General features: G+C 60.6%; 20 protein-coding genes and 1 riboswitch. Of the genes, 6 read left to right on the forward strand and 14 right to left on the reverse strand.

Features of this window, described 5'->3' with window-relative positions:
• Positions 1–55: 55 nt before the first annotated feature.
• Both motB and motA read right to left on the reverse strand, forming a co-directional pair.
• Positions 56–1,075 (reverse strand): flagellar motor protein MotB, encoded by a 1,020-nt coding sequence (motB, locus tag GIV26_RS03635; RefSeq protein ID WP_034134753.1) that lies wholly within the window; start codon positions 1,073–1,075, stop codon positions 56–58.
• Between the two features lie 3 nt (positions 1,076–1,078).
• Entirely contained in the window at positions 1,079–1,930 is an 852-nt protein-coding gene (motA, locus tag GIV26_RS03640) for a flagellar motor stator protein MotA (protein ID WP_003188041.1), read from the reverse strand.
• Positions 1,931–2,096: 166 nt separating this feature from the next.
• On the opposite strand from motA, the gene GIV26_RS03645 reads away from it, so the two are divergent.
• The 3 genes from GIV26_RS03645 to asd are packed head-to-tail and all read left to right on the forward strand — an operon-like array spanning position 2,097 to position 5,381.
• A complete protein-coding gene (locus tag GIV26_RS03645; RefSeq protein WP_236279514.1) occupies positions 2,097–3,632 on the forward strand; it encodes an HDOD domain-containing protein in 1,536 nt (511 codons plus the stop codon).
• 57 nt (positions 3,633–3,689) lie between these two features.
• Complete coding sequence (locus GIV26_RS03650) at positions 3,690–4,505, forward strand: rhodanese-like domain-containing protein (RefSeq protein WP_034125642.1); 816 nt, start codon at positions 3,690–3,692, stop codon at positions 4,503–4,505.
• A gap of 15 nt (positions 4,506–4,520) precedes the next feature.
• A complete protein-coding gene (asd, locus tag GIV26_RS03655) occupies positions 4,521–5,381 on the forward strand; it encodes an archaetidylserine decarboxylase (protein ID WP_236279515.1) in 861 nt (286 codons plus the stop codon).
• Between the two features lie 134 nt (positions 5,382–5,515).
• Here the strand turns inward: asd and serB are convergent, their stop codons facing one another.
• Complete coding sequence (gene serB, locus GIV26_RS03660) at positions 5,516–6,730, reverse strand: phosphoserine phosphatase SerB (RefSeq protein WP_003188034.1); 1,215 nt, start codon at positions 6,728–6,730, stop codon at positions 5,516–5,518.
• Between the two features lie 133 nt (positions 6,731–6,863).
• Between serB and GIV26_RS03665 the strand changes: the two genes are divergently transcribed.
• Positions 6,864–8,411: a histidine kinase gene (locus GIV26_RS03665; protein ID WP_202691009.1), complete on the forward strand. Its 1,548-nt coding sequence runs from the start codon at positions 6,864–6,866 to the stop codon at positions 8,409–8,411.
• Positions 8,412–8,464: 53 nt separating this feature from the next.
• Here GIV26_RS03665 and GIV26_RS03670 read toward each other — a convergent pair whose 3' ends face one another.
• The 9 genes from GIV26_RS03670 to GIV26_RS03710 form a co-directional block, all read right to left on the reverse strand.
• On the reverse strand, positions 8,465–11,035 hold the full coding sequence (locus GIV26_RS03670) for a hypothetical protein (RefSeq protein ID WP_236279516.1): 2,571 nt from the start codon (positions 11,033–11,035) through the stop codon (positions 8,465–8,467).
• A gap of 163 nt (positions 11,036–11,198) precedes the next feature.
• Complete coding sequence (locus GIV26_RS03675; RefSeq protein ID WP_032873461.1) at positions 11,199–11,912, reverse strand: PqiC family protein; 714 nt, start codon at positions 11,910–11,912, stop codon at positions 11,199–11,201.
• 173 nt (positions 11,913–12,085) lie between these two features.
• A complete protein-coding gene (parC, locus tag GIV26_RS03680) occupies positions 12,086–14,350 on the reverse strand; it encodes a DNA topoisomerase IV subunit A (protein WP_034125639.1) in 2,265 nt (754 codons plus the stop codon).
• 70 nt (positions 14,351–14,420) lie between these two features.
• Positions 14,421–15,416 carry an esterase-like activity of phytase family protein gene (locus GIV26_RS03685; RefSeq protein ID WP_236279517.1) on the reverse strand — a complete coding sequence of 332 codons (996 nt, stop codon included), beginning with the start codon at positions 15,414–15,416 and terminating at the stop codon, positions 14,421–14,423.
• Positions 15,416–17,320, reverse strand: coding sequence for a DNA topoisomerase IV subunit B (gene parE / locus GIV26_RS03690; RefSeq protein ID WP_003188026.1), 1,905 nt, complete (start codon positions 17,318–17,320; stop codon positions 15,416–15,418). Before parE ends, GIV26_RS03685 begins: the two co-directional genes overlap by 1 nt.
• A gap of 46 nt (positions 17,321–17,366) precedes the next feature.
• Complete coding sequence (locus tag GIV26_RS03695; protein ID WP_014716651.1) at positions 17,367–17,975, reverse strand: YqiA/YcfP family alpha/beta fold hydrolase; 609 nt, start codon at positions 17,973–17,975, stop codon at positions 17,367–17,369.
• 187 nt (positions 17,976–18,162) lie between these two features.
• The gene (cpdA, locus tag GIV26_RS03700) at positions 18,163–18,975 is read right to left on the reverse strand and encodes a 3',5'-cyclic-AMP phosphodiesterase (RefSeq protein ID WP_236279518.1); all 813 of its coding nucleotides are present in this window, start codon (positions 18,973–18,975) and stop codon (positions 18,163–18,165) included.
• Positions 18,976–19,072: 97 nt separating this feature from the next.
• The gene (locus GIV26_RS03705) at positions 19,073–19,522 is read right to left on the reverse strand and encodes a DUF1249 domain-containing protein (RefSeq protein WP_003188022.1); all 450 of its coding nucleotides are present in this window, start codon (positions 19,520–19,522) and stop codon (positions 19,073–19,075) included.
• The gene (locus GIV26_RS03710) at positions 19,513–20,130 is read right to left on the reverse strand and encodes an NUDIX domain-containing protein (RefSeq protein ID WP_034125636.1); all 618 of its coding nucleotides are present in this window, start codon (positions 20,128–20,130) and stop codon (positions 19,513–19,515) included. The genes GIV26_RS03705 and GIV26_RS03710 overlap by 10 nt, the downstream gene beginning before the upstream one ends.
• Before the next feature lie 193 nt (positions 20,131–20,323).
• On the opposite strand from GIV26_RS03710, the gene GIV26_RS03715 reads away from it, so the two are divergent.
• A complete protein-coding gene (locus tag GIV26_RS03715) occupies positions 20,324–21,070 on the forward strand; it encodes an RsiV family protein (RefSeq protein WP_054896254.1) in 747 nt (248 codons plus the stop codon).
• A 182-nt stretch (positions 21,071–21,252) separates the two neighbouring features.
• On the opposite strand, the gene thiC is transcribed toward GIV26_RS03715, so the two are convergent.
• Positions 21,253–23,142, reverse strand: coding sequence for a phosphomethylpyrimidine synthase ThiC (gene thiC / locus GIV26_RS03720; RefSeq protein WP_236279519.1), 1,890 nt, complete (start codon positions 23,140–23,142; stop codon positions 21,253–21,255).
• Between the two features lie 149 nt (positions 23,143–23,291).
• Positions 23,292–23,397: riboswitch (TPP riboswitch) on the reverse strand.
• A 196-nt stretch (positions 23,398–23,593) separates the two neighbouring features.
• Here thiC and GIV26_RS03725 point away from each other — a divergent pair.
• On the forward strand, positions 23,594–25,033 hold the full coding sequence (locus GIV26_RS03725; RefSeq protein ID WP_032893875.1) for a TolC family outer membrane protein: 1,440 nt from the start codon (positions 23,594–23,596) through the stop codon (positions 25,031–25,033).
• Positions 25,034–25,151: 118 nt separating this feature from the next.
• Here GIV26_RS03725 and waaA read toward each other — a convergent pair whose 3' ends face one another.
• Positions 25,152–26,429 carry a lipid IV(A) 3-deoxy-D-manno-octulosonic acid transferase gene (waaA, locus tag GIV26_RS03730; RefSeq protein WP_054918870.1) on the reverse strand — a complete coding sequence of 426 codons (1,278 nt, stop codon included), beginning with the start codon at positions 26,427–26,429 and terminating at the stop codon, positions 25,152–25,154.
• Positions 26,430–26,451 lie beyond the last annotated feature (22 nt).

Here is a 26,451-nt window from a genome sequence, read left to right on the forward strand (position 1 = left end):
CACATGAAAACGCCCCGAATGATCGGGGCGTTTACGTTTCCAGCGCTTAGATCAACTATGACCCCGGTGCAGGCGCCGTAGGATCCTTGACGCCCCCATCATCAAACAGGTTCAGCTTCTGGCGCAGCTCATGGGCTGGCAGCGGTTCCTGCTCCGGCGGCAGCGCGTTCGGGTCGGCCGGCACTTCGCCTGGCGCACCGTCGCCCTGCGTCGGTGCCGGTGGCGGTGGTTGATCGCCTTCAATCGCACGCTGGGCTTTTTTGGTCAGCACCACGATGTCGATACGGCGGTTGACCGGGTTGAACGGGTCTTTGGGATCAAACAGTTGCGAGGAGGCAAAACCCACTACCCGCGCCACTTGCGGGTCCGGGTAGCTGCCGGCCACCAGCGCACGCCGGGCAGCATTGGCGCGGTTGGCCGAGAGTTCCCAGTTGCCGAAATCACCCTGGCCCGCGTAGGGCTTGGCGTCGGTATGCCCGCTGATGCTGATTTTGTTCGGCACCGCCTTGATGGTGTCAGCCATGGCCAGCAGGATGTCTTCAAAGTACGGCTTCAACCGCGCACTGCCAGAGTCGAACATCGGCCGGTTGGCCGCATCGGTAATCTGGATGCGCAGCCCCTCGGGGGTGATCTCGAAGGAAATCTGGTCCTTGAACTTCAGCAACTGTGGGTTTTCTTCAACCTTGTTCTGCAATTCCTGCAGCAACAGTTCCAGTCGCTCCTGTTCGACCTGCTCGGCCATGGATTCGACAGTGTCGCGCTCGATCGGGATTTTTTCCTGAGGCGATTCAGTTTGCACTTCCGGGTTGATGGTGCGCTCGGGCGCCAGTTCCGGCGAGCCGCCCAGGTCAATGACAAACGGCGTACCGCTTTCCGAAAAGCCAATCGGGTCCTTGAAGTAGCCGGCGATGGCGATTTTCTGTTCTGGCGTAGCGGTGGACATCAGCCACAACACCAGGAAGAACGCCATCATCGCCGTGGCAAAGTCGGCGAAGGCGATTTTCCAGGCACCGCCATGGTGCCCCGCAGCGAAGCGCTTGACGCGCTTGATGATGATCGGCTGGTTGTTTTCCATGGCTTAGCGACCGCGAACCGCTTGTTCCAGCTCGGAGAAACTTGGGCGGTGTTTCGGGTACAACACCTTGCGCCCGAACTCCACGGCCAACGACGGCGGCATGCCCGACGCCGATGCCACTAGGCACGCCTTGATCGCTTCGTAGAGGTTGATCTCTTCCTTGGCATCGTGGGCCAGGGAGGTGGCGAGCGGGCCGAAGAAACCATAGGCGGCGAGAATACCGAAGAAGGTGCCCACCAGCGCCGCACCTACGTGCATGCCGATGGCCGCCTGATCGCCCTCGCCCAGGGACGCCATGGTCACCACGATCCCCAGTACCGCCGCGACAATACCAAAACCGGGCATGCCGTCGGCAATGCCGGTCACGGCGTGGGAAGGATGCTCCAGCTCTTCCTTGAGGCTGAACAACTCCATGTCGAACAGGCCTTCCAGCTCGTGAGGCGCCATGTTGCCGGAGGACATGATGCGCAGGTAATCACAGATATACGCGGTCATGCGCTCGTCTTTGAGCACGGCCGGGTACTTGGCAAAAATCGGGCTGGCCGCGGCGTCTTCGATATCGCCTTCGATCGCCATCATGCCTTCGCGGCGGCTTTTGTTGAGGATCTCGTAGATCAGCCCCAGCACTTCCAGATAAAACGTGTGGGAGAAGCGCGAACTGAACATACCCAGGGACTTCTTGACCACGTGCATGGTCATATAGCCTGGGTTGGCCTGCAAAAATGCGCCGAACGCGGCACCGCCGATAATCAGCACTTCGAAAGGCTGGATCAGTGCGGCGATTTTACCGTGGGAGAGGACGTACCCTCCGAGCACACTTGCGATGACGACAATGATGCCGATAATTTTAGCCATAGGAGAGGGGTACTTGCGCCGTCGGGTTCATGGACATATGGGGTGCAGCAGAAAACTCTTGTTCTACTTATCGGCAAAACTGCGCCAGACTATAGCCCGTTAAGGCGAAAAGCCAATTCGGCCCGTTCCGGGCGTGTTGAACGCAAGTGATGATCGCGCCCCAATCATGGCAATTGAAACGACAGTCCCAACAAACCGCCCCACTACCCTCGCCGCTTGGATCAAGTGCCTGGACGACGTGCTGCTGCCCGTGCCGCAGGCCAGCCATGAACGCGTGTGCAAAGCCATTCGCGATAGCCGCAGTTCATTGCGAGATATTGCTGAGTTGATGCAAAACAGTCCGGCCCTGGTGCTGAGTGTGATGCGCGAAGCCAACAGCCACGCCCACGGCAGCCTGGCCGAACCTGCGGAAAACCTTGAAGTCGCACTTAACCGTCTTGGCCTCAAACGTGCCGAAGAGTTGTTGGCGCGCCTGCCTTCGGTACCCGCACGGGAAATCCCCGTGGCCTTGCGTCAGCTGTTGCTGATCAGCCAGCACGCATCCCAGCAAGCCAACGGTTTGTTCGGCAGTCGCCTGGCGCGGCTGTGGCAGGACATCCACTGGGGCAGCCTGCTGTTTCTGTCGCCACTGTGGCCGATGGCCGTTGCCTACCCCAAGCTCCTGGAGGAATGGGAGTTACGGGTGATCCATAAAGGCCAATCGGCGCGCCAGGTCGAGCAACAGCTGTTCGGCGTGCACTTGCTCGACCTGTGCCTGGGCTTGACCGAAGCCTGGCACCTGCCGATCTGGGTTTCCCAGGGCTACAAGTTGCTGCTGGACGAGCAACGCCTGCTGGTCAAAGCGCTGCACATTGCCCGTCAAGACGATGCCCTGCGCCACCAGCAATTGCTCGATGCCGAGCCCAACCTGCGGCGCTGGCTGAACCAACCGGCCAACACCGTGTTGCTGGCCAACGGCCTGGCGATGTCGGCCCAGGAATCCTGGACCTGCCCACACACCGAGCGCTGGCAATACCTGACGGCGCTGTACCTGCAAACGCCGTTGAGCGATGTGCAACAGCAAGCCCACCAGCAAGCGGTGACCAGTGCTCGTGCCACCTTGATGCCCGACCTCTGGCACCCGGCGCTGTCGCTGATCTGGCCGTGGCACGTACAGAAAGTCCATCGCGGCTTGTTGCCTGCACCACCGCCCACCGCCGAAGCCTTGGCCGTGTGGCGCACGCGTTGCACCGAGTTGCTGGTGGAGCCGAGCCGCTTTGCCAACGCCATGCACCTGACCACTTGCGCCAAGGAAGCCCTGGTGGCAAGTGGCATGCAGCGGGTACTGATATTCATGGCAGATCGCGCCTTGAGCACCTTGCGTGTACACCAAGCCGACGGCCTGCCCAAGGACGCGGCTCACCTGAGCCTGGATGTGGTCAATAGCACACTGCTGCAACGCCTGCTGGAAAAGTCCGCCCAGGTACGCCTGAACCCCGACAACCATGCGCAGTTTTCCGCATTGCTGCCACCGATCCTGCGTCGTCTGTTTATTGGCGAGCATCTGCTGCTGCGCTCACTAAGCTGCAACGGCCGTGTGGTCATGCTGATCGTGGCGGACCAGGGCGGCGGGCCGTTCTCGGAAACCACCGTGCAGGCGTTCGGCAAAACCGCCCAATGCATCGAGAAAGCCCTGCACAGCTTTACCAACCGCAGCGCCTGATGCTTGCGCTACAATCACCGGCCTTTATCGCCAACATTTGTGCCCAGGAGACCTCACATGCCTGACTTCTCTGGCTTGCCGCTGGTGATCGAATCCGCCGACCTGTTGGGTCGCCTCGATTCCAAGCACCTGATACTGGTGGACCTCACCAGTATCGCCCGCTACGCCGAAGGGCATATCCCCGGCGCGCATTTCGTTGACCCCAAGCGCACCCAGCTGGGACAGCCACCGGCACCCGGCCTGCTACCAAGCAAGGCCGACCTGGAAAAACTGTTCGGCGAACTGGGCCACACCCCGGACGCCACCTATGTGGTCTACGACGACGAAGGCGGCGGTTGGGCCGGGCGTTTTATCTGGATGCTCGACGTGATCGGCCACCAGAAATATCACTACCTCGACGGTGGCCTGCTGGCTTGGCTGGAGGAAGGGCACCCGCTTTCCACCGATGTGCCCCCAGCAGCCGGCGGCCCGGTCAGCCTTACGCTGCACGACGGCCCCACAGCCACCCGCGAATACCTGCAAAGCCGCCTCGGCGCGGCCGACCTGGGGATCTGGGACGCTCGTGGCCCGCTGGAGTATTCCGGCGAGAAAGTGCTCGCAGCCAAGGGCGGCCACATTCCCGGCGCGGTGAACTTCGAATGGACCGCCGGCATGGACAAGGCGCGCAGCCTGCGTATCCGCCGTGACATGCCGCAAATCCTCGAAGACCTCGGGCTGACCAAAGACAAAGAAATCATCACCCACTGCCAGACTCACCACCGCTCTGGCTTCACCTACCTGGTGGCCAAGGCGCTCGGTTATCCGCGAGTCAAAGGTTATGCCGGTTCCTGGGGCGAATGGGGCAACCACCCCGACACCCCCGTTGAGATTTAAGGTTTAAGGACAGTTATGAAAAAGCAGTTTTTTATCCTCAGCCAGTACTTGCTGCCGCACCACTTGCTGTCGCGCCTGGCCGGCTGTATCGCCGAGTGCCGCGTGCGCTGGTTCAAGAACGCATTCACTGCCTGGTTCGCCAAGCGCTACCAGGTGGACATGTCCCAGGCCCTGGTGGAAGACCTGACCGCCTACGAGCACTTCAACGCCTTCTTCACCCGCGCGCTGAAAGACGGCGCCCGTCCGTTGGATCCAACCCCTGGCGCAGTGCTGAGCCCTGCCGATGGCGCGGTCAGCCAGCTAGGCCCGATCGAACATGGTCGTATCTTCCAGGCCAAGGGCCACAGCTTCAGCGTGCTGGAACTGCTCGGTGGCGATGCGGCAATGGCTGCGCCGTTCATGGGCGGCGACTTCGCGACTATTTACCTGTCGCCCAAGGACTACCACCGGGTACATATGCCACTGGCCGGTACCCTGCGCGAGATGGTGTATGTGCCAGGGCGGATTTTCTCGGTCAACCAGACCACCGCCGAAAACGTGCCGGAACTGTTTGCCCGTAACGAGCGCGTTGTCTGCTTGTTCGACACCGAACGCGGCCCGATGGCCGTGGTGTTGGTAGGTGCGATGATCGTTGCGTCGATTGAAACCGTGTGGGCCGGTTTGGTAACGCCGCCGAAACGCGAGCTGAAAACCTTCCGCTACGACGAAGCGGCCCGCGCGCCGATTCATCTGGAGAAAGGTGCGGAGCTGGGTCGCTTCAAACTGGGATCGACCGCCATCGTGTTGTTCGGGCCGGATCAGGTGAAGTGGGCTGAAGAACTGGCAGCGGGTACGCCGGTGCAGATGGGCCAGGGCATCGCCGCTGCTAAAGCCTGATATTGCAGTTGATCGTTCCCACGCTCCGCGTGGGAATGCAGCCCGAGGCGCTCTGCGCCCAAAGCGTGACGCAGAGCGTCACTGGAGGCGCTCCCACGCGGAGCGTGGGAACGATCAGTGACAGTGAGATCGGCTTATAGCTGACCGTCGCGGTCACGCAAGCCCAGCAGATACAACACGCCATCCAACCCCAAGGTCGAAATCGCCTGCTTGGCTGACTGCTTGACCAACGGTTTGGCGCGAAAGGCCACGCCCAACCCGGCAATCGCCAGCATCGGCAAGTCATTGGCGCCGTCGCCGACCGCAATGGTCTGCTCCAGGCGCAAGCCTTCCTTATGGGCCAATTCCTTGAGCAGGTCGGCCTTGCGCTGGGCGTCGACAATCGGCTCCACCGCGACGCCAGTCACTTTGCCATCCACCACTTCCAGCTCGTTGGCGAATACATAGTCAATGCCCAGCTTGGCCTGCAACTGCTTGGCAAAGTAAGTGAAGCCGCCGGACAGGATGGCGGTCTTGTAGCCCAGGCGCTTGAGTTCGGCGAACAGGGTTTCGGCGCCTTCAGTCAGGCGCAGCGACGCGCCGATCGAATCCAGCACGCCAACGTCCAAGCCTTTGAGCAGCGCCAGACGCTCCTTGAAGCTGGCACGAAAATCCAGCTCGCCGGCCATCGCGCGCTCGGTAATCTCCGAGACTTGCTCGCCCACACCGGCCGCCTTGGCCAGCTCGTCGATGACTTCGGCTTCGATCAAGGTGGAGTCCATGTCGAACACCGCCAAGCGGCGGTTGCGACGGAACAGGGAGTCTTCCTGGAAGGCGATATCGACATTCAGTTCCTGGGCCACGCTCAGGAAATCGGCGCGTAGCGCTTGCGCGTCAGCCGGTTCACCGCGCACAGAGAACTCGATGCAGCCCTTGCCTTTGTCAGCCGGAGTGTCCAAGGGCATGCGACCCGACAGACGGTCGATATGGTCGATATTCAATCCGTATTGCGCGGTGATCGAACTGACGCGCTGCAACTGCTCAGCCGTTACCTTGCGGGTCAACAGGGTGACGATATGGCGCTTTTTACCCTGGCCTTCGACCCAGTGCTGGTAGTCAGCTTCGGACACCGGGGTGAAACGTACCTGTTGATCGAGCTTATACGCCGTAAACAGGATGTCCTTGAGTACCGAGGAGGCCTGTTCGGTGCTGGGGATCTCCACCAGGATGCCGAACGACAAGGTGTCGTGGATCACCGCCTGGCCGATGTCGAGAATGTTCACACCACCCTGGGCCAGGACGCCGGTAATGGCTGCGGTGAGACCCGGCCGGTCTTCACCCGTGATGTTGATCAGGACAATTTCGCGCAAAGCGCACCCCCAGGCTGGAAAAAAACCGCATTCTACCCACTTTCAGTGACCATCGGGCACAGCCAGCGCTTTGCCGGCCATGGGCCTGTCGCTATACTGCGCGTCAACTTCACGGACCAAGAGCCGAGCGCAAGTGAACCGGCCCACGCCAGTAAAAACCGATAACTTCTTCCTGCTGATCTTCCGGGCACTGCGCCATCGCCGTGTACCGATTGCATTGCGCATCGCCAGCCATAACGTGATCCTGGTCGCTCTGGCCCTGGTGATCTACGCCTGCGTGATGGGTTTGCAGTTCAAGCAGGCCATGCACGAGCAAGCTGACGCCCTGGGCGCGAGCCTGACAACCCAGACTGCCACTTCGGCGACTGAGTTGTTGGTGTCCAACGACATCCTCAGCCTCAACGTGTTGCTCAACAACCTGACCAAGAACCCGCTCGTGGCCCACGCCGCTATCTATAGCGTGGACAACCGGATCATGGCCGAGGCCGGGCAACGCCCGAAAAACGGTCTGCTCGGTGAGGCCGAAGGCCTGTATCAGAGTAATATTACGTTCCAGGACGTGAAGGCCGGCCAACTGCGTATCAGCCTTGATATGCAACAGTTCCAGCAGCCGATGACCATCAGCCTGCAAAGCATGGGCATTCTGAGCGCGATCCTACTGGCCTTGGCCCTGGCCTTGAGCCTGCGCCTGGGCCGGCATATCTCCACGCCGTTGATGCAACTGCGCATCTGGCTGCGGGATATCGACGAACACACCCCGGCCACTGATCGCCAGGACGAAATCGGCGACCTCGCGCGCCAGCTCCACGCCAGCTTTGCCCCGGAGCCAAAAGCGCCTGAAGTCGAGCCCGAGCCTGAGTACGACGACGCCGAGGACTACGCCGACGAGCCTGAGTTTGAAGTGCGCGACCTGCGCGACCCGGGCTTCGACGAAAGCGCCCCGGTGGCCGGCCTCAAGCCTGCGCCGCGCCATGTGATCAAGGCCGAGGAAGACGAGCTGGGCGACGAAGACCCGTTCGCCGACCTGCGCGACACCTCGGCAGCCGCCCCAGTCGCTGCGCCCAAACCCGTTGCGGTCAAGAACGCCGAGCCACAGCACAGTGCCGTACTCGCCGTGCAACTGGGCGCCCAGGAGCAACTGCGCCGCCTGCCCCGTGCCCGCCTGACCGAACTGCTCGAACGCTACCGCGACTGCCTCGACCAGGCCGCTTCGCTCTACCAGAGCGAACTGCACACCCTGAACGATGGCAGCACGCTGATGCTGTTCCACAGCGAAGACAGCGGCGAGGACTACCTGACCAATGCCATCTGCTGCGGCGAGCTGTTGCGCGCCCTGGGCCATGCCCTGCAGATCGAAGTGGCCGACAGCGGCATTACCCTGCAACTGCAGTTGGGTCTAACCGTGGGTGACGATCTGTTTGGCATTAGCCAGATCGACCTGCTACTCACCGAAATCGCCCAGGATGCCCTGGCCTTGTCCCAGCACAGCCGTAACCTGCTGTTGGTGGAGCGCAAGATCAGTGAAGACACGCTGATCCGCCAACGCGCACGTATCCGTCCGATTGCCAGCCCTGAAGGGGCCAGCTGTGTGGAGCGGTTGATGGAGCCGTATCCATCGATGCTGGAGCGGCAGTTGGCGCGGATGCATGAGACCCGCAACAAGGGTCGACTCCAAGACTAATGCATTGATGATCACAAGCCCGCAGAGAACAAACACCTGCGGGCTTTCTAGTACTATTTGATTTTCTTGCTATCCACGACATTTATGGTTCGGCGTGGAATCCAGCCTGACCTGACCTGGTCCAAAAGCTGATACCCACTCATTTTAAAGTTGGACCCGACGGGTAGCGGCCTTTCTATCTGGACAGACCATTGTCCAAAACCATCGACAACCGCGTACCCAAGTGGAACTCCGGGCCTGTTCTCCTGATTCAACTCAACCACGGCCCCCACAACGCCAGTGCCTTTTACAAGAGGCTGGCGGCCAACGGTCTGGTTTTCGGCAGGGGTTTCGATAACCGGAGCATCGGGAACCTGCACTACCTGGAAGGTCCTATTCGCCAACCAGCGGGCGATTTTACCGTCAAGCTGCTGATAGCCCGTCATGACAAAGGAGTTTGTGACCGGCAGAGGCTGATCAACCTGCACCGACCAGCGTCCATAGCCATCGACAGTGGTGGTCGCCAAGGCGTTATACGGGTCACCCGATTTGAGCAACACGACGGTCGCGCCCGCAATACCACTACCTGACACAACTGGCCGACGTCCTGTTTTCACACCTTGTGCAGGGGTTTCGATAATCGCCAGATCGGGAGCATCGACAACCTGGATAGTTCTATTGGCCAACCAACCGGATCTTTTCCCCTCAATCGACTGATATCCAGTCACGGTAAAGGCGGGTGGGCTTATCGGCAGCGGATTATCAACCTGCGTGGCCCATCGCCCATAACCATCGACGGTAGTAGTGGCTAAAATATTTTCAGGTTTGTACGACTGCATCAACACAACAGTAGCACCTGCTACACCCGTACCTGTCACAAAAGGCCGGCGGCCCGTTCTGACGCTTTGGGCCGGCGTTTGGATAATCGCCGGGTCAGGTACATCAACAACCTTGAGTGTCCTGTTCGCCAGCCAACCCGAACGTTTTCCATCAAGGGTTTGATAGCCGGTCATGGTAAAGGCGGGTGGACTTATCGGTAGAGGGCGCTCTATGCGCACTGACCAGCGGCCATAGCCATCGACCCTAGTAGTGGCCAGCGGGTTGTAAGGATCGTAGGATTTAAGCAACACCACAGTAGCACCAGGAACACCGGTACCTGACACTTGCGGCAGGCGGCCAACTTCGACATTTTGGGCGGGGGTCTCGATTATTGCCGCAGGCACGCTCAGTTCAGCCACCTTGAAGCTGCGATTGCCAGATAACACCGAGGTTCTTCCCCCAAAAGTTTGTCGGGCAGTATAAGAATAACTGCCAACATCATGCACTGACAGCGAGTACACCGACCAGTTGCCGTTGCCATCAGCAATGGCTGTGCCCACGACTTCCTCGGGCTTGGAAGCATTTACTATTTCAATACGTGCGCCAGGCCAGGCAGTGCCGGCAAATACTGGCTGTTTACCGGTGCTGGCCCCCTCGAGAGGGACCGCAATGACGGGAGCGGGGACCGTGGTTGTACAGTAAGGAAAACCCGCCCCATCAAGCGCGACCGCGACTATCGCCTCGTCCGGCCCGGCGCTGCACACAAGCACTTTAACCTTGCCGGAAGAGTCCTCAAATGTCTGCCCCGTAAGTAAGGTAGGATCGTTGGTTCTTGGCGTCTCTGGCGTGGCATCAATCTGCACATTCTGCACGCCTTGCTCCCTCGCATAACGCATCCACACGCCATTGACCCGGTTGTCATTCTCCGGAAAGTTATCAAAGACCGTAGGTTTCCTGTATTCGAGCGACAACAACGGGTAGTAGGCCCCACCGGGCGAATGGGTTTCAGGGATCTTGATCAGGTACAGCTGCGGGCCTTCGCGTCCCAACACCTTCAAACTGTAAAGGCCGGTGCGCGTGATAGTCGTCGCCTGGCCATCATCCAGCCAGCCGACATAGCGGCGGCTGACCGCAGGATAAAGCGTGCCACCACCTGACACTGAGTCACCAGTGTCTCCATACTCAACGTAAGTGCAATCAACAGGCGCACTCACAGACGCGCCATTGCGGGGGCAGCCTATGAGGCTTCCCCCATGACGAAAGCCTAAATTATGACCAAGCTCGTGCTTGTAAACATGCGGTGAGCCTGCCTTGCCAAACACTCCAACATGCCTACCGGGGGTAAAGGCCAAGGCGCCACCGCCACAGTTAACGATGTTAATTTCATAGTCGAAATCATCGGGATTAAGGCCATTCTTTTCGGCAGTCTTGCGACCCTCCGCGATAGACGTGGACATAGAGCATCCCTCAGGCTTCGGTCCAGACGTCGCCTCCACTACCCGCCCCTCCAACTTCAGCTTTCCACCGGACGCAGCCAGAATATAAGAGCGTAATGAATTAGGATCAGTAGACAGCGTATGCAACTCCACCTGATCCCTGTCCAACACACGCTCTCCCTGCCAATGGGTTACCGTGACCAACATCCTCTTGGTGCCCGTCACAGGGCGGATTATCTGACTCAAGCTTGACAGTTCACCTTCGGCTGGCGGAAGTTCATCATTTTCAAGGCCGCCAAATTCACGATTAACTTCATGGCTACAGCCCATGAGAGCAACACTTAATGCACTACAAAAAAACCAAGCGAGGAAGATCGATATTTTTTTCATGAGTTCAGTACCTTAAGAGATAGGACTGAAATCACACTAGAGACCTTATGCGCAGCTGGATACTGTCAGAATTAACAGGTACGCAGAATTAGGCGCTGGCGTTTTACAGCAGGCATGAAAAAGCCCGCGGGCTTGGCGGGCTTTTTCAAAAATAAATTTCAGATCAGAACCTGAACACTTCCAGATCCGTACGAATCGGCGTGGCCATCGGCATCTTCGGCTTTTCCGGGGCCGCAGGCTTGGCCTGGGCGGGGGCCTGTTTACGCGGCTGCGCTTCGGCAATCGGCGGCTGGTTGGCCAGTGGTTTGAGCGCCACCGACAACTGCTGTGCCAAGTGCTGCAACAGCACACCCTGAGCCTGGACCTGGGACGCAGTGGTGCCGGCGTGTTCTTCCTGCAGGTGCACAATGCGGTTGTCCCGCACCTGCCCGCGACGGTCGATCAGGCGCCACTGTGCATCCAGGATCGCCGGTTGCGACTTGCCGGAATCCAGCCGCGTAATGGTCAGCAACACCTGTACATCCGGGGTGAACCCGGAGGGTCCCGGCGCCAGGACTACTCGCTGGCTGTCTAACTGGCCGGCGACCTGACGCAACATCAACTGGTTGATATCCGACGACAGGCTACCGGCCCAACGACCATCTGTGGAACCTTGCAGGCTGCCGTCGTTCTGACGTTGAAGCAGGGTTTCGCGTTGCAGGTAATCGGCAACGACTACCGGCCCCAGCAATACTGCCATGCCAGCGGTTTGGGCTGGCTGAGCCGGACTTCCGCTGTCCAGCTGGTACAGCGACACCGGTTGATGTGTGCTGCAACCCGCCAACCCCAAAAGGCCAGCGAGCATCAAAAATAGAGGAAGGCGTGGAGCAGTCATCATCCCATCCAAGTGGCTGCCACAAGGCGAACCACAATGTAATACTAAAAATAACCTGAACACGCTCGGCCACGCCGGCGCTGGAAAGGCCATATCATCCGTGAATATGCGCCATGACTCCAGCGCGAAAGCATCGATCTACGCGTTAAATCGTAGATCGAGGCCTCTAGTACCGCTTAAACCGGCGTTTCGACCAGCAAGGCATCCACTCGCTGGAAGCCTCGTGGCAGTTTGTTACCTCGCCGGCCACGCTCACCCTTGTAGTGTTCAAGGTCGTCAGGGCGCAATGACAACGTGCGCTTGCCGGCCTGGAGCACCAGGGTAGAGCCTTCCGGGACCACGGCGATGTCAGTCACATACTCCTCGCGACTGGCCACCCGGTCACCGGGAATCCCGATGATCTTGTTGCCTTTACCCTTGCCCAACTGCGGCAAGTCGCTGATCTTGAACACCAGCAAGCGCCCTTCGGTGGTCACCGACGCCAGCCAGTTGCTTTCACGATCCTCCACCGGCCTCGGCAGAATCACCTTGGCGTTGTTCGGTAGGCTCAACAGCGCCTTGCCCGCCTTGTTCTTGGCCTGCAGGTCTTCACCCTTGACCACGAAACCGTAACCGGCGTCGGAGGCGATGACATACAGCGAATCATCGTCCGGCAACAGCACGCACTCGAAATTCGCCCCCGGCGGCGGCGTGAGGCGCCCGGTCAACGGCTCGCCCTGCCCCCGTGCAGACGGCAGGGTGTGGGCCGGCACCGAATAACTGCGCCCGGTCGAGTCGATAAACACCGCGAACTGATTGGAACGCCCGGCGGCAGCGGTCTTGAAGCCATCACCGGCTTTGTACGAAAGGCCGGTTGCGTCAATATCATGCCCTTTGGCGGAGCGAACCCAACCCTTTTCCGACAGAACGACGGTAATTTTCTCGTTGGGCAACAGCTCGGTTTCGGTCAGGGCCTTGGCTTCAGCGCGCTCGACGATAGGCGAGCGACGGTCATCGCCATAGGTTTCCGCATCTTTGAGCAGCTCACTGCGCACCAGCTTCTTGAGCTTGGCTTCGCTGCCCAGCAGGGCTTGCAGCTTGGCTTGTTCCTTGAGCAGGGCATCCTGCTCATCGCGCAGTTTCATTTCTTCCAGGCGTGCCAACTGGCGCAAGCGGGTGTCGAGGATGTAGTCCGCCTGGATTTCGCTCAGCTCGAAACGCGCGATCAGCTCGGCCTTCGGATGCTCGGCGGTACGGATGATATGGATCACTTCATCCAGGTTGAGGTAGGCGATCAGCAAACCGTCCAACAGATGCAAGCGGCGCTCGACCTTGTCGAGGCGGAATTGCAGGCGGCGGCGCACGGTTTGTACACGGAACTCCAGCCATTCCACCAGCAGATTGCGCAGGTTCTTCAACTGCGGCTTGCCGTCCAGGCCGATGATATTGACGTTGACCCGATAGCTGGACTCCAGGTCGGTGCTGGCGAACAAGTGCTGCATCAGCACTTCATGATCCACCCGGCTGTTGGTCGGGATGATCACGATGCGGCATGGGTTCTCATGGTCGGACTCGTCACGCAGGTCGGCCACTTGTGGCAATTTCGACGGCTTGGCCTGCATCAACGCGGCGATCTGCTCCAGCACCTTGGCACCCGATACCTGGTGCGGCAGCGCGGTCACAATAATGTCGCCGTCCTCGATGTGGTACACCGCGCGCATACGCACCGAGCCCTTGCCCGTTTCGTACATCTTCAGCAGGTCCGCGCGCGGCGTGATGATTTCTGCTTCGGTCGGGTAATCCGGGCCCTGGATATGCTCGCAGAGCTGCTCGACCGTAGCTTTGGGCTCATCCAGCAAGCGCACGCAGGCAGTGGCGACTTCGCGCAGGTTGTGCGGCGGCACATCGGTGGCCATGCCGACCGCAATACCGGTGGTGCCGTTGAGCAGGATATTCGGCAAACGCGCCGGCAACACCAGGGGTTCGTCGAGGGTGCCGTCAAAGTTCGGCCCCCAGTCGGCAGTGCCCTGGCCCAGCTCGCTGAGCAGCACTTCGGAATAACGCGACAGCCGCGCCTCGGTGTAACGCATGGCGGCGAAGGATTTGGGGTCATCCGGTGCCCCCCAGTTACCTTGGCCGTCCACCAGGGTATAGCGGTAGCTGAACGGCTGGGCCATCAGCACCATGGCTTCATAGCACGCCGAGTCGCCGTGGGGGTGGAATTTACCCAGCACGTCACCGACGGTACGCGCCGACTTCTTGTGCTTGGAATCGGCGTCCAGGCCCAACTCACTCATGGCGTAGATGATGCGCCGTTGCACGGGCTTCAGGCCGTCGCCGATATGCGGCAAGGCACGGTCCATGATCACGTACATGGAGTAGTTGAGGTAGGCATTTTCGGTGAATTCAGCCAGCGACCGGCGTTCTACGCCATCTAAGCTGTCTGCGAGGATGTCACTCATGCGGGCCTCATCATGGGGTAAGGCGCAGCGGAACTGCCGCTGCGCTGATTCAATTCAAAAAAATCTCGACTCATGGCTGGGCACTCCAGCCGCCATCCGGAGCGGCAAAACGATAGACCATCGGACGTTTTTCACCATCGGCACGCGGGCCGAAATTGTTGTCGATCCCGACCCAGGCACCGTCGGCATCCACCAACAGGGCTTCAGCCAGGCCATACGACTGCGGGTAACGTCGCTGCGGCGTCAGGGCTTCGTCGGCAAACGACCAGCACAGCTCAACCTTGGCCGTGAGCGGGTCGCGCCGGCAGATCTGAAACGCATTGCGCTCCAGGGTAAACAGCTTGCCGTTGAACAGCGACAGGTCAGCAAAGTCCTTGGACACGGCCTTGGCGTTGGGGAACTGCGCCGGTTGCACTTCCTGGCCGGCCTCGCTCAACAATACACAACGGCCATCGCAATCCCATACGCTCTGCCCACGCTTGATCGAGACCAGGCCACGGCGTTCGCGCTCGGCAGCCAGCCAGATCTGATGGCCTTCAGGGTTTACCGCCAGGCCTTCGAACAAGGCATTAAAGTGCAGCAACATGCCACTAGCCCTGGCTTCACGCACCATGCCCGGTGCGATTTTCAACCACTCCGGGGCGCCCGTTGCGGGTACCTGCAACACCGCGGCATGGGCTTCGCTGACAATGTAGCGGTTGCCTGCGGCATCACAGCTGATGCCTTCAAAGTCCAGGTCACCGCCACGTATGAACGAAGCGGCCTTGGTGCGCGAACGCAAGCCCCAAGGCAGGCCGGACTCGGGCACGGGCGGCACGTCGATCGTCAGCGCTTGCGCGCTCCAGGTCGGCGCACGGGTATCAAGGCGGTAGATCTGGTCGTCATCGCGGTCCGAAACCGTCCACAGCTCGTTGCCACACAACGCCAGGCCCGACAGGTTCCCACCGCGCATGCCGTCAACCGGGTGTTCCGAGACCAGCTTGAGCTCTGCCACGCTGGCTGCGGCCACCTGGGTGACCGCCAGCCCGCTCAACATCAGGATCGCCAGGGCGAAGCCTGTGCGCATCAGCCCAGAACCTCGGCCAGGTTGCCTTTGGATTCAAGCCAGGTCTTGCGGTCGCCAGCGCGTTTCTTCGCCAGCAGCATGTCCATCATTTCCGAGGTGGCGGCGAAGTCTTCCAGGGTCAACTGCACCAGGCGCCGGGTGTTCGGGTCCATGGTGGTTTCGCGCAGTTGCGGCGGGTTCATTTCACCCAGGCCCTTGAATCGCGTGACCTGTGGCTTGCCGCGTTTCTTCTCGGCCACCAGGCGGTCAAGGATGCCATCGCGCTCGGCTTCGTCCAGGGCGTAGAAGATTTCCTTGCCCAGGTCGATGCGGTACAGCGGCGGCATGGCGACGTAGACGTGACCGGCATCCACCAACGGGCGGAAATGCTGGACGAACAACGCGCACAGCAAGGTAGCAATGTGCAGGCCGTCCGAGTCGGCGTCGGCGAGGATACAGATCTTGCCGTAGCGCAGCTGGCTCATGTCTGCCGCGCCCGGATCGACGCCGATGGCGACCGCGATGTTATGCACTTCCTGGCTGGCGAGCACTTCGCTGCCATCGACTTCCCAGGTGTTGAGGATCTTGCCGCGCAACGGCAGGATCGCCTGGAACTCCTTGTCCCGCGCTTGCTTGGCGGAACCGCCGGCGGAGTCACCTTCCACCAGGAACAGCTCGGAACGCATCGGGTCTTGCCCGGCGCAATCGGCCAGTTTGCCCGGCAGTGCCGGGCCCTGGGTGATGCGCTTGCGCTCGACCTTTTTGCTCGCCTTCAAGCGCCGGCCGGCGTTGTTGATCGCCAGCTCCGCCAGGGCCAGGCCCAGCTCGGGATGCTCGTTGAGCCACAGGCTGAAGGCGTCCTTGACCACGCCAGAGACAAACGCCGCTGCCTCGCGGGACGACAGGCGCTCCTTGGTCTGCCCGGAGAATTGCGGTTCCTGCATCTTCATCGACAGCACGAACGCGATGCGCTCCCACACGTCTTCCGGCGCCAGTTTGACGCCGCGCGGCAACAGGCTGCGGTATTCGCAGAACTCACGCATGGCATCCAGCAAGCCTTGGCGCAAACCGTTGACGTGGGTGCCGCCCTGGGCCGTGGGGATCAGGTTGACGTAGCTTTCCTGCACGCTGTCGCCACCTTCGGGCAACCACAGCAGCGCCCAGTCCACCGCTTCTTTATTACCCGACAGGCTGCCGCAGAACGGCTCGTTGGGCAGGCGTTCGAAGTCGCTGACCGAGTCTTCCAGGTAGGAACGCAGGCCGTCTTCGTAGTGCCACTCGACCTTCTCGCCGGTGCCTTTGTCTTCAAAGCTGACCAGCAGCCCCGGGCACAGCACGGCCTTGGCCTTGAGCACGTGCTTGAGGCGGCTGATGGAGAATTTGGGCGAATCGAAATACTTGGGGTCCGGCGCAAAGTACACGCTGGTGCCGGTGTTGCGCTTGCCAACGGTGCCGATCACTTCCAGGTCGGTGGCTTTGTAGCCATCGGCGAAAGTCATCTGGTACTCGTTGCCATCGCGCTTGACCTTGACCCGCACCAGGGTCGACAGCGCGTTGACCACGGAAATACCCACACCGTGCAAACCGCCGGAGAACTGGTAGTTCTTGTTGGAGAACTTGCCGCCGGCATGGAGCTTGGTAAGGATCAGCTCGACGCCCGGCACACCCTCTTCGGGGTGAATGTCCACCGGCATGCCACGACCATCGTCGGACACTTCCAGGGAATGGTCGGCGTGAAGGATGACTTGCACCGACTTGGCGTGCCCGGCCAAGGCTTCGTCGACGCTGTTGTCGATGACTTCCTGGGCAAGGTGGTTCGGCCGACTGGTGTCGGTATACATGCCGGGGCGTTTGCGCACCGGGTCGAGGCCCGAGAGGACTTCGATGGCGTCGGCGTTATAAGAGCTAGCGCTGGGAGTGGCCATGGGGTCTCGTCGTGAGTCGTTCGATTAAAAAGTGACCTGCGATTTTTTACAGTGACGAAAAATCGAAGGATTGAAACTGATCTGCGCCAATGCCGGCAAAACACAACAGTGCCGGCAATTGCTGGGCGAACCCCTGGTAGCCATGGTCGCCACCGGCCTGGATGCGCAAGGCGCAGGCCCGGTAATACTGTTGGGCCAGGCGATAATCCAGGGTTTCGTCCCCGGTCTGCAACCACACCTGATAACGCGCGGCATCCTGGGGCGCCGGTACTTCCAGCTCGGCCAGGGCCGTGACGTGGTCCTGTGTCAATTCCCAGGTCTCATCGGTGTAGAGGTTCTTCTGTGTGCCCAGGTAACCGTCAAACATCCGATGGGGACTGACCGCCGGGTTGACCAGCAACGCCTTGAGACCATGGCGTTCTGCAAGATGGGTTGCATAGTAGCCGCCGAGTGAGCTGCCGACCAGCAGTGGCCGGCCCAGTTGCGCAATCGCTTGCTCCAATTGAAGAATCGCCTGACGAGGGTGGTGATGCAGCGCCGGTACACGTAGCTGGTCGGACAGGCCGAGGGTGCCCATCACAGTGGTCAACTGGCTGGCCTTGTTGGAAGCCGGCGCACTGTTGAAACCGTGGATATACAGGATCGAAGCGGACATGCCGGGCTCTCCATGCTGGGGCCAAAGAGGCGCAGTTTACAGGGGTTCGAGGCCGGCTGTGAGCACCTCAATCTATCAGATATCGAATAACCCCTGTGGGAGCTGGCTTGCCTGCGATAGCGGTGCATCAGTCACCCATCATTGGCTGACCGCCATCGCAGGCAAGCCAGCTCCCACAATTGATACCTCAGTAGCCGTTGCTGCCGTAATCGATGGTGAATGCAAAGCCGACCAAACGCTCCACCCCCGTCTCCAACCGTCCGTCGCCATGCAAACGCAACCAGCGATAACCCGGCGCCTGCTCGCTGACCTGGAAATCCTCACTTCCCGGCGCGAACTGGATACAGGTGGACGGCGAAGCCAGCAACCGCACACCGTTGCGCTCGCCGTCGATTTCCTGATGCACATGGCCCCAAAGCAATGCCTTGGTCTGCGGGAAGCGCTCAAGCACGGCAAACAGCGCCTCGGGGTTGCGCAGGCCGATAGGCTCCATCCACGCACAACCGATGGGCACCGGATGATGGTGGAAACACACCAGGTGATGGCGGTCCGGCGCTTCGCTCAAGGCCTGCGCCAGCCGTTGCAGTTGCTCGTCTTGCAAGTAGCCCGGCACCGAACCGGGTACCGCCGAATCCAGCAGGGTGATACGCCAGTTGCCGATATCCACCACCGGTTCGAGCAAATCACTGTGCATGGCAGCCTGGGCCATGACCTGCGGTTCGTCGTGGTTGCCGGGAATCCAGCGCGCCGGGGCGCCAAGGGGAGCGGTCAAATCGCGAAACTGCTGATAGGACGCCAGCGTGCCGTCCTGAGACAAGTCGCCGGTCGCCAGTATCAGGTCGATGGCCGGCTGTTGCGCACGCACCAGCTCGACCACCCGCTGCAGGCTTTCACGGGTATTCATGCCCAGCAACGTGGCGTCAGCGTCGGCGAACAGGTGGCTGTCGGACAACTGCACCAGCAACACGGCATCAGGATTCACGGCGGATACGCTCGGCAAGGCGCTCTCCCTGGCAACTACAGGAATGGACATTTGGCGCGATTATGCTGGGGCAGGACACAAAGAGGAAACCCAAGGAAGCAGGCACAGTTCACATCTACCGCACCACTTCAAACTCATGGCCCAAGGCCAGGCAGTGGCTGAGCCATTCGCCGAGGAACACATTGAGCTGTGCTTTCTCATCGGGCTGGTGCATGAACACATTCGGGTAAGGATAGATGCTGCGAAAGCGTCGTGCGTGCTCGGCACTGATCACTTCGGCCATACGCGCGTCGTGGTACACCTGTACTTCCAGCTGCGGCACCGGCAACCACGGCAGGCTGTGCTCCTGGCGCACCCGCAGGGTGGTGGTGTACGGGCAGGTGAGAATGACTTCCAGGGTCAGCACACCGAGCATCTGATCGCCATGGGTGACAGCAATGCGCCGCGCCTGGGGGGCGTGGCGCATGTCCGGGAGCAGGCGCATCAGCCGCGCATAGTTGGCCTCGCAGGCCGCTTGCAGCCCGATCAGGTCAACTCGATAACGTTCCCGTGCCTTTACTGCCATAACCCCCTCACTTCCGCGCGATTAAGCGCAAGCCATTGCAGGGCGATAATGCTGGCTGCGTTGGAAATCTTGCCATCGCGCACCGCCTGCAAGGCATCTTCGAATGCCCAGACGGTGACGCGGATGTCTTCTGCTTCTTCTTCCAATCCATGGACACCACCCGCGCCCGAGCTGTCGCATCGGCCCAGGTACAGGTGGACAAATTCAGTACTGCCGCCCGGCGACGGGAAATACTTGGTGATCGGCCACAGCGCGGAGAATGTCAGCCCAGCTTCCTCCTCGGCCTCGCGGTGTGCAACCTCCTCGGGTTGCTCATCCTTGTCAATCAGGCCGGCGACCATCTCCACCAGCCAGGGGTTATCGGCGCGGCCCATGGCGCCGACGCGGAACTGTTCGATCAACACCACCTCATCGCGCAGCGGGTCGTAGGGCAGCACGCACACGGCGTCATGACGCACGAACACCTCGCGGTTGATCACCCGGCTCATGCCGCCGTCGAATTTTTCGTGGCGCAGTTGCACGCGATCGAGCTTGTAGAAGCCTTTATAGGCATTGTCACGCTGAACAATCTCGATCTTGTTCGGCGTCGACTTCGCGATGTCCGTCATGGTGTCCCTCGTTAAGCTCGTGCAATGGGCGCCATCCTAACGCGCCGACGCCCGTTGATGCAGCCCCTTTGCGGTTGCCGGGAGAGGCGGCGAGCGTCAAACTCGCTGCAATCAGTTTAGTGGCGAACTGGCGGCCACGTTGGCAGTCCAAGCGCTACTCTTTTCGCTTTCCATCGATTTACGAAGGACACACATGTCGCTTTTAAAAATCGCCTCCGTGGCCTGTATTGCCTTGACCCTGGGTGCTTGCCAGAGCCTGTTCCAACCGGCCTATCTCAAGCCGCTGGACGTTACCACCGACAAATCGGAGCAGATCAAGCCCGGCTGTGACAGCCCGGCCTGCCCGCTGGTGAACATCGACACCGTGCATTTCCCCACCGAGCCACAACTCGACAGCCTGGTGGAACAGCGTTTGCTGCAAATGACCCGCACCACGCCTGGCGCCAGCGTACCGGCGAGCCTGAACGCCTACCGGAACACCTTCCTGCGTGAGTCGCCGGACCGCCATGGCATGTACTTGCAGGCCAAGGTACGTGACCAGCATGACGGACTGGTGATCGTTGAAGTGTCCAGTTACCTGGACACCGGCGTCGCCCACGGCGAGCCAGGCCGGGGGTTTATCAACTATTCACGGATTCTGCATAAGGAACTGACCCTGGCCGACATGCTGTTGCCCGGCCAGGAACAGGCCTTCTGGAATACCGCGAAAGTCGCCCACAACAGTTGGCTGATCAGCACCAAGATGGACCGCGACCCGGAGTTCGTGAAGAGCTGGCCGTTCCAGAAAACCCCGAACGTGGCCCTGACCAGCGGCGGTGTGGTGCTCAAGTACAACGTCAGCACCATCGCCCCTTACGCACAGGGGCTGATCGAAATCACCCTGCCCTATACGCGCCTCACCGGCGTGATCAAGCCTGAGCTGGTGCCCGCACGCCGTTGATCGGTTGGTGGTTCAAGGGTGTTATTGCAGAGGGAGATTGGGTGTTCGTCGGATCGCTATCGCGGGCAAGCCCGACTCCCACAGGGGATCGGCTGTGAACACAAAATCTGTGTACCACTCGGCCAACTGTGGGAGCCGGGCTTGCCCGCGATGACGGCGGTGCAGACACCGCCGCCTAGGGATCAGACCTTCTTGTAGAGCTGGCTACCTTCCTGCTTGAACCGCTCAGCCTGCTCGGCCAAGCCCCTGGCCACGTCCACATCCACCGCATCAATGCGCTGGTTGGCCGCGTACTCACGCACCTCATGGGTGACCTTCATCGAGCAGAATTTAGGCCCACACATGGAGCAGAAATGCGCGACCTTGGCCGATTCCTTGGGCAACGTCTCGTCGTGGAATGCCCGTGCGGTGTCCGGGTCCAGGCCGAGGTTGAACTGGTCTTCCCAGCGGAATTCGAAGCGCGCCTTGCTCAGGGCGTTATCGCGAATCTGCGCGCCAGGGTGGCCTTTGGCAAGGTCGGCCGCGTGGGCCGCAATCTTGTAGGTGATGATCCCGGTCTTCACGTCATCCTTGTTCGGCAGCCCCAAGTGCTCCTTGGGCGTGACGTAGCAGAGCATGGCGCAACCGAACCAGCCGATCATCGCCGCACCGATACCCGAGGTGATGTGGTCGTAGCCCGGCGCAATATCAGTGGTCAGCGGGCCGAGGGTGTAGAACGGCGCCTCGTCGCAGCACTCCAACTGCTTGTCCATGTTCTCTTTGATCAGTTGCATCGGCACATGGCCGGGGCCTTCGATCATGGTTTGTACGTCGTGCTTCCAGGCGATCTTGGTCAGCTCGCCCAGAGTCTCCAGTTCACCGAATTGCGCAGCGTCGTTGGCATCGGCCACCGACCCCGGGCGCAGGCCATCCCCCAGGGAGAAGCTGACGTCATAGGCCTTCATGATTTCGCAGATCTCTTCGAAGTGCGTGTAGGCGAAGTTTTCCTTGTGATGGGCCAAGCACCACTTGGCCATGATCGCGCCGCCACGGCTGACAATGCCGGTGACGCGATTGGCGGTCAGCGGCACGTAGCGCAGCAGTACGCCGGCGTGAATGGTGAAGTAGTCCACGCCTTGCTCGGCCTGTTCGATCAGGGTGTCGCGGAACAGCTCCCAGGTCAGGTCTTCGGCAACGCCGTCGACTTTTTCCAGGGCCTGGTAGATAGGCACGGTGCCGATCGGCACGGGCGAATTACGGATGATCCACTCGCGGGTTTCATGAATATGCTTGCCAGTGGACAGGTCCATGATGTTGTCCGAGCCCCAGCGAATGCCCCAGGTCATCTTCGCCACTTCTTCTTCAATGGACGAACCCAGGGCGCTGTTGCCGATGTTGCCGTTGATCTTCACCAGGAAGTTACGGCCGATAATCATCGGTTCCAGCTCAGTGTGGTTGATGTTGGCCGGGATGATTGCGCGGCCGCGGGCGATTTCTTCGCGCACGAACTCGGGCGTGATGATTTTCGGAATACTGGCGCCGAAGCTGTGCCCGGCATGTTGTTGCTTAAGCAGGCCGCTGGCGCGGGCTTCCTCAAGCTTCATGTTTTCGCGGATGGCCACGTATTCCATTTCTGGCGTGATGATGCCTTTGCGCGCGTAGTGCATCTGGCTGACGTTGGCGCCGGCCTTGGCCCGACGCGGGTTTTGCAGGTGGGCAAAGCGCAGGTAGGCCAGGTCGGGGTTATCCAGACGTTCCTGGCCGTAGCGTGAACTCAAGCAGGCCAGCCGCTCGGTGTCACCACGCTCTTCGATCCACGGCGAGCGCACATCGGCCAAGCCTTTGCGCACGTCGATGATGACATTGGGGTCGGTATAGGGGCCGGAGGTATCGTAGACCACTACAGGGGCGTTGATTTCGCCACCAAACTCAGTGGGGGTCACGTCCAGGCTGATTTCACGCATCGGCACGCGAATATCCGGGCGGGAGCCCTGCACGTAGATTTTTTGCGAGCGGGTAAATGGCTGCACGGAGCCGGAGTCGACCTTGGCCGATTCACTCAGGTGCACGGTATTTTTTAGTTTTGTACTCATCACAGGCTCTCCAACTTATCCAGGCGGTGGATTTTTGTCGGAGCGAACCTGTGACGGACGGACGCACTGGAACCAGTGCTGTGCTTGGCGCACGAGGGCTGTTCGATTGTCGAACAACATCCCGGACGAAGCACAAGAGGACTCGCCGGGGGACGAGAAATCTTGTTCCCTACGCAGGCGCTAACCTGATCAGGTTCAACGGGATCCGGTATTTACCGATCTCAGCCTTCCAACAAGGCACCCCGACAAGAACGCGGCCAGTCTAGACCATGGCGTGGGCAAATTGCCAATAGCGGTGCATTCAGCGTGATGAATGGCGTGATCGTGGGATTGTTGTGTGACGGTACGGCCACTACACTCGGGCACGGCCTCAAGGCTTGACGCCAGGCATGGCCAGCCTTAGCCTTGGGCGCTGAATTATCACCGTAATATTCTTACTAGGGATCGCCTCATGCTGCGCAAACTCTCACTGGCTGTTGCCGTGTCTTGTGCGACCAACGGACTGGTCTGGGCAGCTGAAGCGCCCTTGTCCGCCAATACCGACCTGGTCAGCGTCTATCAGGAAGCGGCGAACAACAACGCCGACCTGGCCGCTGCCCGTGCGCAGTACGGCGCGCAAAAAGAAGTAGTGCCCCAGGCCCGCGCAGGTTTGCTGCCGAATCTGTCGGCCGGCGCCGACAGCAATAACGTACGTACCCAGATCGACCAACCGGCCGCCACGGCCAACCGTGACGCCCACTCCTGGCGGGCCACCCTGAGCCAGCCGCTGTTCCGTGCCGACCGCTGGTTCCAGCTGCAAGCCGCCCAAGCCGTTAACGAGCAAGCCTCGCTGCAACTGTCGGCCTCCGAGCAGAACCTGATTTTGCAAAGTGCCGAGAGCTACTTCGCCGTGCTGCGTGCCCAGGACAACCTGGCGTCGACCAAGGCCGAAGAAAATGCCTTCAAGCGCCAGCTCGACCAGTCCAACGAACGCTTCGATGTGGGCCTGTCGGACAAGACCGATGTGCTGCAATCACAAGCCAGCTACGACACTGCCCGGGCCAACCGCATCCTGGCCCAGCGTCAGGTGGACGACGCTTTCGAAGCGCTGATCACCCTGACCAACCGCCAATACAACTCGATTCAGGGTATCGTCCACACGCTGCCGGTGCTGCCGCCGGCACCGAACGACGCCAAGGCCTGGGTCGAAACTGCCGGGCGCCAGAACCTTAACCTGCTCGCCAGCAATTACGCGGTAACCGCCGCCGAAGAGACCCTTCGGCAGCGCAAGGCCGGCCACTTGCCGACGCTCGATGCGGTTGCGCAATACGAAAAAGGCGACAACGACGCCCTGGGCTTCAGCAACCCGAATCAGTTGCCTATCCCGTACGGTGGCGATGTGTCGCAACGCACCGTCGGCCTGCGCTTGAACATCCCGATCTACAGCGGCGGCCTCACCAGTTCGCAAGTGCGCGAATCCTATTCGCGCCTCGACCAGACCGAGCAACAGCGCGAAGGCCTGCGCCGCCAGGTAGTGGAAAACACCCGTAACCTGCACCGTGCAGTCAACACCGATGTGGAGCAGGTACAGGCACGCCGTCAGTCGATCATCTCCAACCAGAGCGCGGTGGAAGCCACGGAAATCGGCTATCAGGTGGGCACGCGCAACATCGTCGACGTACTGGATTCACAGCGCCAGTTGTACGCGTCGGTGCGCAACTACAACAACAGCCGCTACGACTACATCCTCGATAACCTGCGCTTGAAGCAGGCGGCAGGCACGCTCAACCCAGGGGATTTGCAGGATCTGGCGCGCTATCTCAAGGCCGACTACAACCCGGACAAAGACTTCCTGCCGCCGGACCTGGCCAAAGCCGCTGCCGAACAGCTCAAGGCCCGCCCCGGCTATTAAGCGCACCGCCGAACCCATGTGGGAGCTGGCTTGCCTGCGATGCAGACACCTCGGTATATCTGGTACACCGAGGTGATGCTATCGCAGGCAAGCCAGCTCCCACATTGGGTTGGTGTGGTCAGTGTTTGATCAGTTTGTCCAAGCCATCCAGTAAACGCTTTAACGCGCCCTGGTTGGCCTGCATCACCTTGAGCCCAGCCTGCGCCATCTTGCGTGCGTCCTGGGGCAACTCAAACAACTGTCGCACCGCTTCGGCCAGCCCATCGGCATCGTCCACCTCTCGCAAAGCCCCGGCGTCGCGCATCATCGCGGTGATGTCGAGGAAGTTGAAGACATGCGGGCCCATGATCACCGGTTTACCCAGCGCCGCCGGTTCCAGCGGGTTGTGCCCGCCGGTCGGTACCAGGCTGCCGCCGACAAATGCGCTGTCGGCCAGGGCGTAAAGAAACAGCAATTCGCCCATGGTGTCGCCAAGCAGCACCGCGGTTTGCTCGGTGACCGGCTCACCGCTGGAGCGACGCACGGTGGCAAACCCTTGCTGCACGCAGCGCTCAAACGTCGGGCCAAAGCGCTCCTGATGACGAGGCACCAGAATCAGCAGTGCATTGGGATAGTTCGCCAGCAACTGGCGATGAGCTGCCAACACCACGTCGTCTTCACCTTCGTGGGTACTGGCGGCGATCCAGACCGGACGCTCGCTGGCGCCCCATTGTTCACGCAGGGCGGCGGCGCGGGCCGTCAACTGAGGGTCGATGCTCAGGTCGAACTTGATCGAGCCGGTCACTTCCACGGTTTCAGGCCGTGCGCCCAGGCCGCGAAAACGTTCGGCCTCTGTCTCGGTCTGTACGGCGAACAAGCTCATTTCTGCCAGCATCGGCGCCGTCAGCTTGGCAAATCGCGCATACCCTTTGGCCGAACGCGCGGACAGCCGCGCATTGGCCAGCGCCACCGGGATACCGCGCTGGGCGCAGGCATGGATATGGTTGGGCCACAGCTCGGTTTCCATGATCACCGCCAGCGTAGGCTGCACGCGGTCGAGAAAACGCTTGGCGGCGCAGGGCAAGTCGTACGGCAAATAGCAGTGCTGGATGCGCGGTTCGTTGGCAAATAGCGCCTGGATACGCTCGGAACCTGTGGGTGTCATGCAGGTGACAGTCATCGGCAGCTGTGGGTAACGCTCCAATAAGCCGCGAATCATCGGGGCGGCGGCAATGCTTTCGCCGACCGATACCGCGTGCACCCAGATCCCGCCGGGCCGCATCACCGGCAAGCCATAGGAAAACCGCTCGCCCACCCGCTTGGCATAGGCCGGCGCTTTGCGCGCACGCAACCACAAGCGTAAAGCCACCAACGGCAGCGCCAGGTAAAACAGACAGCTGTAGAGAGTTCTATTCATGGCGGCGGAGTTTATCGGCTTT

This window comes from Pseudomonas sp. PA-1-3F (genome assembly GCF_021609665.1).
Taxonomy (GTDB): Bacteria; Pseudomonadota; Gammaproteobacteria; order Pseudomonadales; family Pseudomonadaceae; genus Aquipseudomonas; species Aquipseudomonas paracarnis.